Source organism: Terrimonas rubra, from assembly GCF_042686025.1.
GTDB classification, from domain to species: Bacteria; Bacteroidota; Bacteroidia; order Chitinophagales; family Chitinophagaceae; genus Terrimonas; species Terrimonas rubra.
In genome coordinates this window covers 1,847,962-1,863,399 of the sequence record NZ_JBHUOZ010000001.1, presented here as the reverse complement: position 1 = coordinate 1,863,399, position 15,438 = coordinate 1,847,962, and the positions used below count along the sequence as shown (strand labels likewise).

10 protein-coding genes are annotated in these 15,438 nt (G+C 42.8%); 7 read left to right on the top strand and 3 right to left on the bottom strand.

Going from position 1 to position 15,438, the window contains the following annotated elements; genetic code table 11:
• Nucleotides 1-341: 341 nt before the first annotated feature.
• The gene (locus tag ACFS6H_RS07885; RefSeq protein WP_386096987.1) at nt 342-890 is read right to left on the bottom strand and encodes an REP-associated tyrosine transposase; all 549 of its coding nucleotides are present in this window, start codon (nt 888-890) and stop codon (nt 342-344) included.
• Nucleotides 891-1,214: 324 nt separating this feature from the next.
• Between ACFS6H_RS07885 and gcvP the strand changes: the two genes are divergently transcribed.
• The 3 genes from gcvP to ACFS6H_RS07870 all read left to right on the top strand — a co-directional run bounded on the left by gcvP (nt 1,215) and on the right by ACFS6H_RS07870 (nt 6,613).
• Nucleotides 1,215-4,088: an aminomethyl-transferring glycine dehydrogenase gene (gcvP, locus tag ACFS6H_RS07880; RefSeq protein ID WP_386096985.1), complete on the top strand. Its 2,874-nt coding sequence runs from the start codon at nt 1,215-1,217 to the stop codon at nt 4,086-4,088.
• A 125-nt stretch (nt 4,089-4,213) separates the two neighbouring features.
• Complete coding sequence (locus ACFS6H_RS07875; RefSeq protein ID WP_386096983.1) at nt 4,214-5,179, top strand: hypothetical protein; 966 nt, start codon at nt 4,214-4,216, stop codon at nt 5,177-5,179.
• 186 nt (nt 5,180-5,365) lie between these two features.
• Nucleotides 5,366-6,613 carry an MFS transporter gene (locus ACFS6H_RS07870; protein ID WP_386096982.1) on the top strand — a complete coding sequence of 416 codons (1,248 nt, stop codon included), beginning with the start codon at nt 5,366-5,368 and terminating at the stop codon, nt 6,611-6,613.
• Nucleotides 6,614-6,938: 325 nt separating this feature from the next.
• Here ACFS6H_RS07870 and ACFS6H_RS07865 read toward each other — a convergent pair whose 3' ends face one another.
• Nucleotides 6,939-8,681: an ABC transporter ATP-binding protein gene (locus tag ACFS6H_RS07865; protein WP_386096979.1), complete on the bottom strand. Its 1,743-nt coding sequence runs from the start codon at nt 8,679-8,681 to the stop codon at nt 6,939-6,941.
• Nucleotides 8,682-8,827: 146 nt separating this feature from the next.
• The gene (locus ACFS6H_RS07860; protein ID WP_386096977.1) at nt 8,828-10,231 is read right to left on the bottom strand and encodes a DUF6600 domain-containing protein; all 1,404 of its coding nucleotides are present in this window, start codon (nt 10,229-10,231) and stop codon (nt 8,828-8,830) included.
• 543 nt (nt 10,232-10,774) lie between these two features.
• On the opposite strand from ACFS6H_RS07860, the gene ACFS6H_RS07855 reads away from it, so the two are divergent.
• From ACFS6H_RS07855 to ACFS6H_RS07840, 4 genes are all read left to right on the top strand, one after another.
• Complete coding sequence (locus tag ACFS6H_RS07855) at nt 10,775-11,638, top strand: dienelactone hydrolase family protein (protein WP_386096975.1); 864 nt, start codon at nt 10,775-10,777, stop codon at nt 11,636-11,638.
• A gap of 26 nt (nt 11,639-11,664) precedes the next feature.
• A complete protein-coding gene (locus tag ACFS6H_RS07850; RefSeq protein ID WP_386096973.1) occupies nt 11,665-12,315 on the top strand; it encodes a J domain-containing protein in 651 nt (216 codons plus the stop codon).
• A gap of 50 nt (nt 12,316-12,365) precedes the next feature.
• On the top strand, nt 12,366-13,280 hold the full coding sequence (locus ACFS6H_RS07845; RefSeq protein WP_386096971.1) for a hypothetical protein: 915 nt from the start codon (nt 12,366-12,368) through the stop codon (nt 13,278-13,280).
• A 218-nt stretch (nt 13,281-13,498) separates the two neighbouring features.
• Entirely contained in the window at nt 13,499-15,403 is a 1,905-nt protein-coding gene (locus ACFS6H_RS07840; RefSeq protein ID WP_386096969.1) for an ABC-F family ATP-binding cassette domain-containing protein, read from the top strand.
• The last annotated feature ends 35 nt before the right edge of the window (nt 15,404-15,438 follow it).

Sequence of the window (15,438 nt, the reverse complement as noted above, 5' to 3'; positions counted from 1 at the left end):
TATAACTACTTATCTGTCGCAAGTGTTCCGAAGGATCACTTGTGACTCAATAAATCTAACCGATTGTATCGGGAACAGCTTTATTACTATATAACTACTTATCTGTCGCAAATGTTCCGAAGGATCACTTGTGACCCCATAAATCTACCCGATTGTATCGGGAACAGCTTTAACACTATATAACTACTTATCTGTCGCAAGTGTTCCGAAGGATCACTTGTGACTCAATAAATCTACCCGATTGTATCGGGAACAACTTTAATGCTATATAACTACTTATCTGTCGCAAGTCTTCCGAAGGGCGACTTATGACGATATAAATCCGTCCGATTGCATCGGAACTACAAATGCTGCACTTTTAACAACCCACGCCCATTCGTATAATAATCAATTGCACTGCTGTACTTATAATGTTGCGGCTCCCATACCAGGCCACTTTTTACCGGGTTCTCATGTAAATAATGCAGGCGTTGCTGTAACTTCTGATCATTATGTAATTCAATAGGATGATAATCCTGCTTCCAGAACTGGAAATCCTTGTTATTGTTATTATTCCTGCCTGTAAATCTAAAAATATTCACCATCCACTCTTTCCTGCTTTCGGCAGGGTTCTCCTGTATGGCTTTAATGATCTGTTTGCTGGTATACTTTTTAATATCCCTGACCAGGTATTCAATTTTATTATCGGTAGTGCTGATGATAAGATGAACATGGTTGGTCATGATCACCCATGCATGTAAGATCAGCCCTTTATGCTCGCAGCAGTAATGGAGGCTTTTAACGAACATCTCTTTATACAGTTCCCGGCTGAATACATCTATCCAGGCAACCACGGTAAATGTTACAAAATGAGGTGTACTGTCTTCACCCACTTTATAATTGGATGACATAAGGTTAGCGTGTTGGTGTTACCAAATATATTTAAAGCCTTCTTTTAAAAACCGATTAAATCGGGTAAGTTCTACAGTTTTTGCGAATCTGATTTTGATCCAATAGTAAAAAACCCTTCCATAATCCCGATACAATCGGGCAGGTTTTGCCCACGCAGGTCATCCTGCGGAAGACCTGCTTCAGTTATGCTCTCTTACTCAACTCAATCGTTTGATTTCCCGGCTATTCAGGGGTTATGCACAGTCTTGCAGAAGTACTTTAAAAATGATAATAACTATCGTACCTTTGCGCATCTTTTTACACAATTAAGTTCATTATATAATATGAGTTTGTTTAGTAAACAGGCCGGGGAATTTTTACCCCGCCATATCGGCCCTACCGCAGCAGATACCGAGCACATGTTACAAGTAATTGGCGAGCCTTCACTGGATAGCCTGATCGACAAAACGGTGCCCCCGGCCATCCGCATGGACAAGGACCTGGACCTGCCACCTTCTTTAAGCGAACATGCTTATTTACAGCATATTAAGGAAGTATCCCTGCTAAACAAAGTATACAAAACCTATATCGGCCAGGGTTATTATGACACCATTACGCCCTCGGTTATTTTACGTAATGTTTTCGAAAACCCGGGTTGGTACACCCAATACACACCTTACCAGGCCGAAATTTCCCAGGGCCGCCTGGAAAGTTTACTGAACTTCCAGACCATGGTAAGCGATCTGACCGGTCTGCCGATCGCCAATGCTTCTTTACTGGACGAAGCAACTGCCGCCGCCGAAGCCATGGCCATGTTCTTCCACACCGTGAATAAAGGTGCTGTTCCCACAAAACCTAAATTCTTTGTGGATGAAGAGATCTTCGCCCAGACCAAGGATGTACTGGTTACCCGTGCCCAGCCTATTGGTGTGGAACTCGTATTTGGTGCATACGCTACTGCCATTATTGACGATTCGTATTTTGGCGCTATTGTACAATACCCCAACGATAAAGGCGCTATTGAAGATTACCGTTCTTTTATTGACAGCATACATGCCGTAAACGGTTATGTGGCCATGGCTACCGACCTGCTGGCATTAACCTTATTAACCCCTCCCGGTGAATTAGGTGCCGATGCCGCATTAGGAAGTGCACAACGCTTTGGTGTTCCCCTGGGTTATGGCGGACCACATGCTGCCTTCTTTTCGACCAAAGACGAATTTAAACGCAGCATTCCCGGCCGTATCATTGGTGTGAGTGTGGATGCGGAAGGCAACCGTGCTTTACGCATGGCACTGCAAACCCGTGAGCAGCATATTAAAAGAGAGAAAGCTACTTCCAATATTTGTACTGCCCAGGCATTATTAGCCAATATGGCGGCCATGTATGCCGTATATCATGGTCCTGATGGGCTGAAAGATATCGCATCCCGTGTTGCCTTACTGGCCCAAACCGTAGCCGACTCACTGGTAGCAAGAGGTTATACTTTAGCAAACCAATACTTCTTCGATACCATTGTTGTAAACGTAAACAACCAGCAGGCTATCCGCGAAAAAGCATTACAGCAACAGATCAACTTACGTTATATCGGCAGCAACCTGGTAGGTATTTCGGTAGATGAAACCACCAATACAGATGACCTGTTTGACCTGATCAATTGTTTTGAAAACGATACCGACCCGGTAAGTTTTGATATACATATGGATGCCGGTTTACAGCATTTACCGGCTGCTTTAACCCGTAACAGCGCTTACCTGACACACCCGGTATTTAATACCCACCGCAGTGAAAGCCAGATGATGCGTTATATCAAATCACTGGAGAATAAAGACCTGTCTTTAAATACCTCAATGATATCATTAGGTAGCTGTACCATGAAGCTGAATGCCGCTACCGAAATGATCCCCCTTAGCTGGTCACACTTTAGTAAAATACATCCTTTTGTACCACAGGACCAGGCATTGGGTTATAAAACCGTGGTAGACAATTTAAGCAAATACTTATGTACCATCACCGCCTTTGATGCCTGTAGCTTACAGCCCAATAGTGGTGCTCAGGGTGAGTATGCAGGCCTGCTGACCATCAAAGCCTTCCACGAAGCCAATGGTGATCATCACCGTAATGTAATGCTTATCCCGATCAGTGCACACGGTACCAACCCGGCCTCTGCTGTAATGGTAGGCATGAAAGTGGTAGTAGTAAAAGCTTTGGAGAATGGTTATATTGATGTAGAAGACCTGAAACAAAAAGCCACACAGCATGCCGCCAACCTGGCTGGTATTATGATCACCTACCCCAGTACCTACGGTGTATATGAGGAAACAGTAAAAGAGATCACTGCCATTATTCACGAAAATGGCGGCCAGGTATATATGGACGGGGCCAATATGAATGCACAGGTAGGCTTAACTGCTCCCGGTTTAATTGGTGCGGACGTTTGTCACCTGAACTTACATAAAACATTTGCCATTCCACATGGTGGTGGTGGCCCGGGTGTTGGCCCAATTTGTGTAAAAGCACATTTAGCGCCTTATCTGCCTGGTCACGTAAACCTGGAAGGCAGCACACAAACAGCGGTATCAGCTGCTCCTTATGGTTCGGCCTCTATATTACTGATCAGTTACGGTTATATCCGGTTACTGGGACGTGATGGCGTGAAAGCCGCTACCCAAAATGCCATACTAAACGCCAACTACATGCGTGCCCGCCTGGATGGTGCATATGATGTACTGTACTTGGGAACCAATGGCACTTGCGCACATGAGTTTATTGTTGACCTGCGTCCTTTCAAAAAAACGGCCGAGGTAGAAGCCGAAGATGTAGCCAAACGTTTAATGGACTATGGTTTCCACGCTCCTACCATGAGCTTCCCTGTAGCCGGCACTATTATGATTGAGCCTACAGAAAGTGAAGATAAAGCCGAGCTGGACCGCTTCTGCGATGCCATGTTAAGCATCCGTGAAGAAATCAAAGCCATTGAACAAGGTGCGGACAAAAAGAACAATCCTTTAAAAAATGCACCGCATACACAAACTACGGTTATCAGCAGCAACTGGGATAAACCTTACTCCCGTGAAGAAGCGGTATTCCCGTTACCCTATGTACAGCAGAATAAATTCTGGCCTTCCGTATCAAGGGTAAATAATACCCATGGCGACAGGAACCTGATTTGTACCTGTGAACCGATAGAAAGTTATATGGAAGAATCAGTAAGTTAATAAAGCAACAAACCCCTCTGATCGAGGGGTTTGTTATTTAAGCAGATTTACAATACATATCATAAAGATTTGCTATTGCATTTTCTGTACCCTGATATTATCTTTGCCCCTCATCAACACCAGTCATGAAAATAATCTTTACCCTTTGCACCTGTATCATTACCATTTTGTTCTTTTCCTGCCAGCGTGAACCATTGGATGTATTACCGGAGGAAGAAACACCACCGCCCGTGGACCCTGCAACATGTGTATTAGATACCTTTCAGATTGAGATGAAAAGTGAAGGCCAGTCTTTTTTATTTACACCTAAAAAAGCATTGAACTTTAATACTATCACTTACGTGGACAGCAGTGATGATAATTTTAAGTATGTAGACAGTTTAGTGTATGATAATCAGAAAAGATTAAAAGAAATATATTCTTCGTCATTTGTGCCGCCAAACAATTATTCTACCCATAAGAGAACAGAAATCAGCTACAGCGCCGATGGAAAGGTAAGTAGAGAATTAGCTACCTGGCATAACAACGAAACCCCTGCAGAAACTGATTCTTTAATTATTTTGTATCGTTACGTTGGTGACAAATTAAGTACAATCATTAAACTGGAGCCTTTCGCGCAACGGACATATGCCCATATGAACCCATCGCTTATTGCCTATCAACCATATCTTGTAAGTGACAGTATCGTATTAACGTGGACCGGAGATAATATCACTCATTTAAAAAATTATGTTTATAATATCGAAATGGATGGCAGTTTTACCCCTTATATACCATCGGATGATATTTCTTTTGAATATGATTTATCTAAAACCAACCCCTTTAATCCTCATACTCCTTTTCTCACCTTGTTCACACAATCTTCCAATGATCTGCCCAGCCAACCAATTGCGTGGAGTGGTAAAAACCTTATAAAAAAGATTACCGATAACCGCCGGAATGAACCCAATGCGGAAGACCTGGAATCTTATACCTATACATACACGTTCAATACGAAAGGAGAGATTACAAAAATTTATATGAAGTCAGATTCTAATTTATATACTCAAGAATTTTCATTCACATTCAATTTTTTCCCTAAATGCCAATAAGTTATTTACAATAGATAGCCTGGCCTGACTTAGTACAATTGTACCCAAACCCGTCAACAAAAGGTTAATTCAGATCAGTTTTTGAAGAGCGGTTTTGTTATCAAACTTTCTCGTGGTAATTTTGTTGTTTCATTCACACCCAAAGTTGTTTGCCATAGTTCGTACAAAAACAACTTTATTACCAAGATGAACAATAGTATTATTAACAGGAGCCTGTATAAGGTGAACAGTTTGTTTTTTCCTGCGAGGCAAAAAGGCACCCTGAGCTACGAAGAAGCCAGCGCTTTCTACCGCCGGCGCTTACGTATTGCCGTATCTATCTTTTTCTTTTGCCAGGGCATTACTTTTGCCACCTGGGCCAGTCGTATCCCGGATATTAAAACGGCTTTATCCCTTTCGGATGCAGCCCTGGGAAGTATCTTACTGGCCCTGCCTGCCGGTCAGCTGGTTACCCTGCCCTTTTCCGGCCGTATTGTAGCCCGGTTTGGCAGCCGGAATGTTATCCGTATTGCTTTGATATTGTATACCATTGGCCTCACCAACCTGGCCCTGGCCACATCGGCCTGGCAACTGACCCTGGCCCTGTTCATCTTTGGTGTATTTGGTAACTTCTGTAATATATCGGTGAACACACAAGCCATTATAGCCGAAAAAATGTATGGCCGCCCCATCATGACCAGTTTTCATGGGGTATGGAGCATTGCCGGTTTCACCGGTGCACTCATTGGTTTACTGATGATCGCGACCAATGTAACACCGCATATACATTTTTGTATCATGGCGGTGTTGATTACCATTACCTGTATACTGGCCCAACGTTATTTAAAATCCGGCACTACTGCCGCTACTGCAAAAACAGAAAAGAAAAAATCTTTAATTGGCAAACCCAATATGATACTGGTACAGTTAGGCATTATCGGCTTCTGTAGTATGGCCAGTGAAGGTGCCATGTTCGACTGGAGCGGGGTATATTTCAAACAGGTGGTGCAGGCCCCTGAAGCGCTGACCATTTTGGGTTATGCTGCTTTTATGATCATGATGGCTACCGGGAGATTTATGGGTGATCGTTTAATTATAAAATTCGGTCGTCAGAGATTATTAAGGTATAGCGGCCTGTTCATTGCCGGTGGTTTATTCTTATCCGTTTTCTTACCTTATTTACCCACAGCTACTTTAGGCTTTTTAATGGTAGGCCTGGGCGTATCGTCAATTGTACCGATGGTATACAGCGCTGCCGGTAAAGTATCCAATATATCGCCCAGTGTGGCTTTGGCATCGGTTTCCAGCATCAGCTACCTGGGCTTTTTAATGGGCCCACCCCTGATCGGTTATATTGCTGAACTATCCAGCCTGCGCTATTCATTTGCCGCTATTGGTTTAATGGGCTTTGCCATCATCTTCCTGGCCGCAAAAGTTAAATTACTCAGAAGTTAGACCAGCATCGGAAGAACGATGAAACATTATAAAACAAAAAGCTGAACGGATAATCCGTTCAGCTTTTTGTTTATGAGTTTATGTAAAATGCTGCGTAAAATTACAGGTGCACAAGTGTGCGACGCAACAGACGATGATAGTAGTACTGCAGCCGGTAACAAACTTATAGTATGCAATATAAAGTATTTAGTATAGAGAAGGAGAAGCCGATATAACACGCCAACCTTCAACATCTTGAACATTTGAACTTCATGAACCGCTTACGATAACCTTGAACATTTGAACATTTGAACTTTTGAACCTTTTAAACCTCTTGAACATTCCTCTACCTCCTCTCACCTATCTGCTGCCGCCACATGGCATAATACAACCCTTTTTTAGCCACCAGCTCCAGGTGTGTACCCTGTTCGGCTATCTTACCTTTTTCCAGCACATAAATCACATCGGCATACATAATGGTCGACAAGCGGTGAGCGATCATAATGGTAATAGGATCACGCTGTGCGGCAATATTTTTCACTGTTTCTGTAATGGCTTCTTCCGTTAACGAGTCCAGGGCCGAAGTGGCTTCATCAAAGATCAGCAGCTTGGGCTGACGTAATAAAGCCCGGGCTATAGCCAGTCTTTGTTTTTCACCGCCGGACAGTTTCATGCCACCTTCACCCAGTACCGTATCAAGGCCTTTATCCGTTTTTTGTAACAGGTTATAACAGGATGCTTTTTTCATGGCATCGATCAGCTCTTCATCGGTTGCTGTGGGTTGTACAAACAGTAAGTTGTCCCTGATGGTTCCATAGAACAACTGTGTTTCCTGGGTTACAAAGCCAATCTGGCGGCGCATTTCATTATAGCGGATATTTTCGGCAGGTACATTATTAAAATGAATGGTTCCTTCAACCGGGCGGTATAAACCCACCAGCAATTTTACCAGGGTTGATTTACCGGAACCAGATGGGCCAACAAACGCTATTGTATCACCGCTTTTAGCAGTGAAATTGATCCCGTCAATGGCATTATAATCTGCTGTCTGGTGTTTAAAATAAACATCTTCAAATTGTATCTGCTGCAGCTTACCCAGTTCAACAGGCGCTTCCGGTCTTTGTTCAACAGGTTTGTGCATTAACTTATCAAAGGTCTGTATAGATGCTTCCGCTTCGCGGTAAGAAATAATAATATTGCCCAGATCCTGCAAAGGCCCGAAAATGGTAGTAGATATAAACTGCATGCTGATCAGCTCACCGGTGGTCAATACGTTCCTGAATATCAGCCATAGCAAAATAAATAAGATGGATTGCCGCAACAGGGTGAGGGCGGAGCTTTGCAAAAAAGACAGGGTGCGCACTTTCCGGGTCTTCATCATCTCCAGGTCAAATATCTTTTGCGTATGCTCTCTTAACCTTCTAATTTCCGGGAAAGTAAGTCCCAGGCTTTTTACCAGTTCTATATTCCGCAGTGACTCGGTGATAGCTCCTGACATCTGGTTGGTTTCTTTATTGATAGAACGTTGCAGCGTTTTTATTTTTTTGCTTAGCAAACCGGTTAAACCACCTAACACCACCACCCCGATTAAAAACACCGGTATCAGTAACCAGTGTTTGGTAATGGCATACCATATTAAAAACCCCACACCAATGATGGAGGAAAACAGGATATTGATAAACGAGTTGATGAACCGTTCCGTATCGGTACGTACTTTTTGCAGGGTAGATAAGGTTTCGCCACTACGCTGGTTCTCATACTCCACAAATGATAACCGCAGGGTTTGCTTTAAGCCATCGTTAAATATCTGCATGCCAAATTTCTGCACGGCCAGCCGCATTACATAATCCTGGAAAGCTTTTATTAACCTGGATGCCAGTGCAATGCCAACGGCAATTAATAACCAGAACACCACTCCTTTTACCAACTCCGGTTCGGTCTTATCGCCGGGGTTAGTGGCATAATCATCAATTATCTTTCCGAATATCAGCGGATCCAATAACAGGAGTAACTGGGCAACACCTGCTAGTACCAGTGACAGGATGATGAGTTTGCGATGCGGTTTCAGGTAGTTCCAGAGTATTTTCAAAAAAGTAGCATTTAGGTTAACGAATGTAATACTAATAAGATGGTTTTTAGGAAAGAAACTTGCTCTGCCTTAAGCGCCGCAATTTATACCAAACACAAAAAAGCCCCTTGCGGGGCTTTAGTTTAGTTTTCACAGTTCATTATTTATTAACCTCTTCCGGGTCTTTCGGATCTGCGGCCGCCACCACCTTCATTACCACCTGACCTGCCACCACCACGGTTCTGCATTTGTTGCTGGCGTGGTGCTTCCTGCCTTGGACTACGCATTTGCTCCGAAGGTCTTTGCTCCATCGTCCGCTGCTGGCGAGGCTGTACAGAAGGTTCCATTCTTCTTTGTGTTTGGGGACGTTCAAAATTAGTACGTTCCCTGTTCCTGTTATTATCCGGCATGGTTTCCATCCTGCGCTGAGGCTGCCTTGGTTCTGCATTACCCGGTTGCCTGTTATTGTTGTTATTAGGTTCGTAACGACGGGTGGGCAGATTATTGCCATTGGCCGCACGGTTTTCGCTATTCCTGTTTGTGGCTTCTGCATCTCTTGTACGCCTGTCACGGATTACATTATTATCATTTGTCCTGTCAACTCTCCTGTCCGCATTGTTACGGTTATTAAATCTGTCAGCGGCAGTACGGTCGTTGTTATTGGTCCTGTCGTTACGATCAAGGGTCCGGTTATTACGGTTGTCGTTGTTACGGTCACTTACGCGGCCATTATTGTTATTCATGGTGCGGTTACGGTTGCTTGCATTCTCCCTGTCATAACGTTCAACATTACGGGGTGCAATACGGTTACGGTCATTATTCTGCTGGATACTTGGCCGGTACACATTGATACGGTTACCACGCACTTCATTACGACCGGGGCGGTTCACCTCGTTGAACCTTACCGAACGGATACGACCGGTATAACGTTCTGCATCATTACGCCTCGGACCATTATTAATAAAGTAGTTATTATTAACACGGGTACGGTTGTTTATGTTAATGATGGTTGTATTATTAATGATCGTGGTATTGCGGCTACGTGGTAAGCAATAGTCATAAATACGTGGCGATGCAATATACCTGCGGGGAGCAAAGCTCCAGTAGTTGATCGGCGGGTTATAACTGGAAAAACCTATGCTGATGCTAAAGCCGGGGCGAATAGGTGCCCAGCCATAATAATCGCCACCATCACGCCAGGCTACCCAGGCCGGCGACCACTCATAACCCGGTACCCACATCCATCCATAGAAAGGATCCATGAACCAGCGGCCATAGTGAAACGGCGCCCAGCCCCATGAATAATTGGAGGCCCACATCCATTCATACTGGTCATTCCATACCCAGTTACCATTGGTACTGTAGGGCTGGAAATCGGCGCCTACGTTCGGAGCCCATACATAGCCATACTCCGGATTATCAATCCAGGTACCATAAGGACTCAGCTCATCATAAAATGTTTGATAGCTCACTTCTGCCTGCACCGATACCTGCGCCTGCGTTTTTGTAGCAAATATGCTACCCATTACCAAACCTACTGCCATCATTGTATTTGTAAGTATCCGTTTCATGGCTCTCTTATTTAGGGTTAAAAAATGTTTTGTAAAACGTTATTGTCGTACACAAATATGAGCTAATATCATTCCATCTAGTTGCATAAAAATGTTATAACTACCAAGTGTTAGCAAAACTTTTGGTAAAAATCTTTAACATTTAATGGAAAACAGTTTAAAGTTTACTGTTTAAGGTTGTCGAGACGAAAAAAGGTTCCAAAGGTTCAAAAGTTCAAGGTTATTGTAAGCGGGTTCATGAAGTTCAAATGTTCAAGATGTTTTAAGGTTGGGCTGCTGTATCGGCTTCTCCTTCTCTATACTAAATACTTGATACTGCATACTATAAGTTTGTTACCGGCTGCAGTTCCCTGATCGGACTGCTGTTGCGACGCTCCGTTCATCCTCCGTTTCGTTAATCGGCAGTGAAAAGTGAGTAATACGTAATGAGCATGTTCTTGCCAATTGCTTATTGCCCCATTGTCACTTGTCAACTGTCCATTGTCAACTGCCAATTACCCCCTTACCAAAATATAACCTAACTTAGTACAAAATCTGACAACCATGGATCAGCGCATAATTGATTTGTACGACGAGTATACCCACAAGCCCCTTAGCAGGAGTTCGTTTATAAAAAGATTAGCGTTATTAACCGGCAGTATGGCCACCGCATTAGCCATATTACCTTCCATTGAAGTAAATGGTACCAATGCTGCCATTACCAATGATGAGGACCTGTTTACCGAAACCATTAGCTATGCAGGTGTTAATGGTACCATGTCGGCGTATGTAGCACGCCCGAAAAAAGAAGGGAAATATGGGGCGATTGTGGTGATACATGAAAACCGCGGACTGAATGCACATATTGAAGACGTTGCACGCAGAGTTGCCAAAGCAGGTTTTTTAGCCATCGCCCCCAACGCACTGGCACCTATTGGTGGCACACCGGCCAATGAAGATGAGGCCCGCACAAAATTCCAGGAACTAAAACAGGAAGACAGCAATGCTAATTTTATAAAAGTATTTGACTATCTCAAAACCCGGAAAGATACCAACGGCAATTATGGCTGTGTTGGTTTTTGCTGGGGCGGGGCCATGGCCAATACATTAGCAGTGAATGTACCGGATTTAAAAGCGGCAGTTGCCTTTTATGGCCGCCAACCAAAAACGGAAGATGTGGCTAAAATAAAAGCAGCAGTACAGTTACATTACGGCGGCCTGGATACCCGCGTAAACGAAGGTAAAGATGCCTATGAAGCAGCCTTAAAAGCTGCCGGTGTTACGTATGAACAATATGTTTACGAAAATGTGAACCATGCTTTTCATAATGATACCGCACCTACGCGTTACAATAAGGAAGCAGCCACTTTGGCCTGGCAACGCACCATTAACTTTTTTGAAAAATATGTTAACGGCAAAAAAAGCTAACCGCTGAGGTGCTACATTTGTAACCTGTGCAACAGAATGATCATTATACAATACTAGAATTAGCGCCATCGGCCACACAGGAAGAAATAAAAAAAGCTTACCGCAGGCTGGTACAGCAATATCATCCTGACAAGACGAATAACGACCCTTATGCCAGGGCTTATTTTGATGCGGTTAAAGAGGCTTACGAAACCCTTACCAATACCAGCCGGCGGGACGAGTATCATAATGAAAGGTGGCTTAAAAAAAGCGGCGGCATAAAGAACAGCAGTTTTGTGCTAACACCGGTCAGTGTACTGCAAAAATGTATCATACTCGAAAAACAGTTTTTCTTATTAAACAGCAGTAACCCCGCCAACCAGATAGTAATAACACATGCAATTGAACAATTATTCACTGCCGATCATATTGAAAAGCTAAACGCCTTTAACGAAACGGATATCAATGATACGATCCTTACCACTGTGCTGAAAATGACACAGTTATTGAACTATAAAAACTTTCATCCCTTAGTTCCCGTTTTACAAAAAATAAATACCGGTAATACGCCACAAACTTTGTTACAAAAAATGGTGCGGGAAAAAAAACTGGAAAATTTATTTGAAAAATCACTGCCTTTTTTAGTAATAACAGCAGTAATATTAATCTGTTTGTTTATATATTTTTTTGCGTCCTGATGCTGCATCGTTTATGAGTATTCTGCGGTCATGCTGAAAACCTTATAAACATGCTAGCCAACTCTTTATCCCTGGTAAGATTGTATCTGCCGGTTTTATGTTTATTATTAACCCCTTTGGCATTACCGGCACAGGATACTTTAATACTAAAACCCACCCCAAAAAAACCACAGGGGGACACCTTAATTGTTAAGTTGGCCAGGGTCTATTTTGCAAAAGAAATAAGTTATGTCCCATACGAAAACTTCCATCTTACCGAAAAGGATAAAAAGATCCTTGCTGACGGGAAAATGATTAAACGGCCTGACCAGGCAGAACTAGATGCTTTATCGGTAGAAAAAATTTTATACGATGAACACCAGAAACATACGATTCAATTTATTTATAAAAATTATAATAAAATAAAAAGGCTCCAGGAACTAAGGACAGTTAAAAATATTGTATCGGTAGGCTTATCCTATACTTCTCTTAGTACATTCGATTTAACTATTGATGTATTAGGCTCTACCAAAACACCCTCTCAGTATGTCATATTTTTACAACCCACTTATGAAAGGTTAGTTTACAGGGGTATGCTCGGGTTACGTATTGCGCCAACGATAAGTTTAAACAGGCCGGCATTTGGAGCCATTATTGGTCACAGAATTTATTTTTTTAAACAAAGGCCATTTAGTTTTGCGTTAGGCACCGATATTGCTTTTGTTAACAGCACTTTATACAGGCAGTTCTCTGTCTCCTCCAATAAACAAATGAGAAAAGAAAATAAAAATGAATTATATATTTCGCCGTTGGCAGTACAGTTCAGTTACACGTTTAAAAATAATTATTATATCGGTTTAGATTTTTCATTTGGCGGACGTTATATTTTTCAGAACAAACCTTTCATTTTTGACGGGGAGCCCTATAAGTATGATGACCTTCCTTTTATGAGCCAATTAAGATTAAATATTGGTAAAAAATTTTAAGCCCAGTCGTTAGCAACCGAATTTTTGCCACAGACCTGACGATATATATTGTCAAACAGGTTTTATTGATGCCCCGTGTTGGTGCAGTAAAAGAGTGCGACGCAAGGGACGATGACCGGTGTTAATGCAGGTGACCAGCTAAAAATCGGCAACAGGCCAGGATCAATTATTTCATCCCACTAGTCTTCTTTACCAAATTGCCTGACTATCTTTGCCGGATGCATTATGTATCGGTAGAGAATTTGAGTAAAAGTTACGGCATCAAGCCCTTGTTCAGTAATATATCCTTTCATATTTCCGAAGGTGATAAAATTGCCCTGGTAGCCAGGAATGGTTCAGGTAAATCGACCCTGTTACGTATTTTATCGGGCAAAGAAACGGCTGATAACGGTAAAGTATGGATACACAAGGATGTGGATGTGGTTTTATTTGAACAGGACCCCATTTTTGAAGAGACCAAATCGGCGCTGGATAATATTTTCTTTCATGACCATCCCACCATTAAAGCCATCCGCGAGTTTGAAGCCCTGGGTGAAACGGAAGATGTAGAACGCTTAACCGATGCCATTTCCAGAATGGACGAATTAAATGCCTGGGATTTTGATACCAAGGTAAAACAGATCATCGGCAAGCTGAATATTCACCATATACTGAACCAGCCGGTAAATACTTTAAGCGGTGGTCAGCGTAAACGTGTGGCACTGGCCAAAACCCTGATCGATATCGGGTTTGAGCATAAACATGTTTTACTGATCATGGACGAACCGACCAACCACCTGGACGTGGAGATGGTAGAATGGCTGGAACATTACCTGGATAAAGAAAAAGTAACCTTATTGCTGGTTACCCACGACCGTTATTTTTTAGACGCTGTTTGCGAAGAAATATGGGAGATGGATGGCAGCAATTTATACACCCATACCGGTGACTATGCCAATTACCTGGAGAAAAAAGCGGCACGTATAGAGAGTGAATCGGCCAGTATTGATAAAGCCCGTAATACTTACCGTAAAGAGCTGGAGTGGATGCGCAAGCAACCCAAGGCCCGTACCACCAAAAGTAAAAGCCGGCAGGATAATTTTTACGATGTAGAGAAGAAAGCCAAACAAAAAATTGAAGACCAGCAGGTAGAACTGCAGATGAAGATGAACCGCCTGGGCGGCAAGGTGGTGGAGATGAAAAAAGTGTATAAAAATTTTGGGGAGAAAGTTATCTTAAAAGGTTTTGATTACACCTTTTCAAAAGGAGAACGGGTTGGTGTAGTAGGTAAAAACGGGGCTGGTAAATCAACCTTTATCAATATTGTTCAACAAATTGAACAGCCTGATAGCGGCAAGATAAATATTGGTGATACAGTAGTATTTGGTAATTACTCGCAGCAGGGCCTGGTGATAAAAGAGGATATGCGGGTAATTGAGTTTGTAAAAGATATTGCCGAGCATTTCCCTTTAGCCGATGGCAGCACCATGAGCGCCGCTCAGTTTTTACAACTGTTCCTGTTTGATCCCGACAAGCAATACACGTATATCAGTAAATTAAGCGGGGGTGAAAAAAGACGCCTGCACTTATTATCCATATTATTCCGTAACCCGAATTTCCTGATACTGGATGAGCCTACCAACGACCTGGACCTGCCTACTTTAAGTGTACTGGAGAATTTTTTAAGTGAGTATCCCGGTTGTTTGTTAATTGTATCGCATGACCGTTATTTTATGGACCGCCTGGTAGATCACCTTTTTGTATTTGAAGGTGAAGGAGAAATAAGGGACTTTCCCGGCAACTATACCCAATACCGAATTGACCTGCTGAACAGGGAAAACAATAAAACAGAAAAAGAGCCGGTTAAAAAAGAAGAGCCGAAGACCGAAACAGTCCCGGCTACAACTACTGCATCCGCTACCCCGCCCCGTCGTTTAAGTTTTAAAGAAAAACATGAGCTGGAAACACTGGAGAAGGAGATGAAACAGCTGAACATTGAAAAAGACCTGGTGACACATAAACTGAGCGGCGGCGAAACCGACTTTGAGGCCCTGCAAAAACTATCCAACCGCATTACGGAAATAAATGACCTGTTGGATGAAAAGGAATTACGCTGGCTGGAACTAAGTGAACTAAGTAAATAAAAGAAAAACGGTTGGTTTGCACCAACCGTTTTTTT

Excerpts from the sequence above, each read along its gene's own strand:
- ACFS6H_RS07840 (WP_386096969.1), top strand. The coding sequence starts at position 13,499 with ATGCATTATGTATCGGTAGAGAATTTGAGTAAAAGTTACGGCATCAAG.
- ACFS6H_RS07875 (WP_386096983.1), top strand. The coding sequence starts at position 4,214 with ATGAAAATAATCTTTACCCTTTGCACCTGTATCATTACCATTTTGTTC.
- ACFS6H_RS07885 (WP_386096987.1), bottom strand. The coding sequence starts at position 890 with ATGTCATCCAATTATAAAGTGGGTGAAGACAGTACACCTCATTTTGTA.
- gcvP (WP_386096985.1), top strand. The coding sequence starts at position 1,215 with ATGAGTTTGTTTAGTAAACAGGCCGGGGAATTTTTACCCCGCCATATC.
- ACFS6H_RS07870 (WP_386096982.1), top strand. The coding sequence starts at position 5,366 with ATGAACAATAGTATTATTAACAGGAGCCTGTATAAGGTGAACAGTTTG.
- ACFS6H_RS07860 (WP_386096977.1), bottom strand. The coding sequence starts at position 10,231 with ATGAAACGGATACTTACAAATACAATGATGGCAGTAGGTTTGGTAATG.
- ACFS6H_RS07845 (WP_386096971.1), top strand. The coding sequence starts at position 12,366 with ATGCTAGCCAACTCTTTATCCCTGGTAAGATTGTATCTGCCGGTTTTA.
- ACFS6H_RS07855 (WP_386096975.1), top strand. The coding sequence starts at position 10,775 with ATGGATCAGCGCATAATTGATTTGTACGACGAGTATACCCACAAGCCC.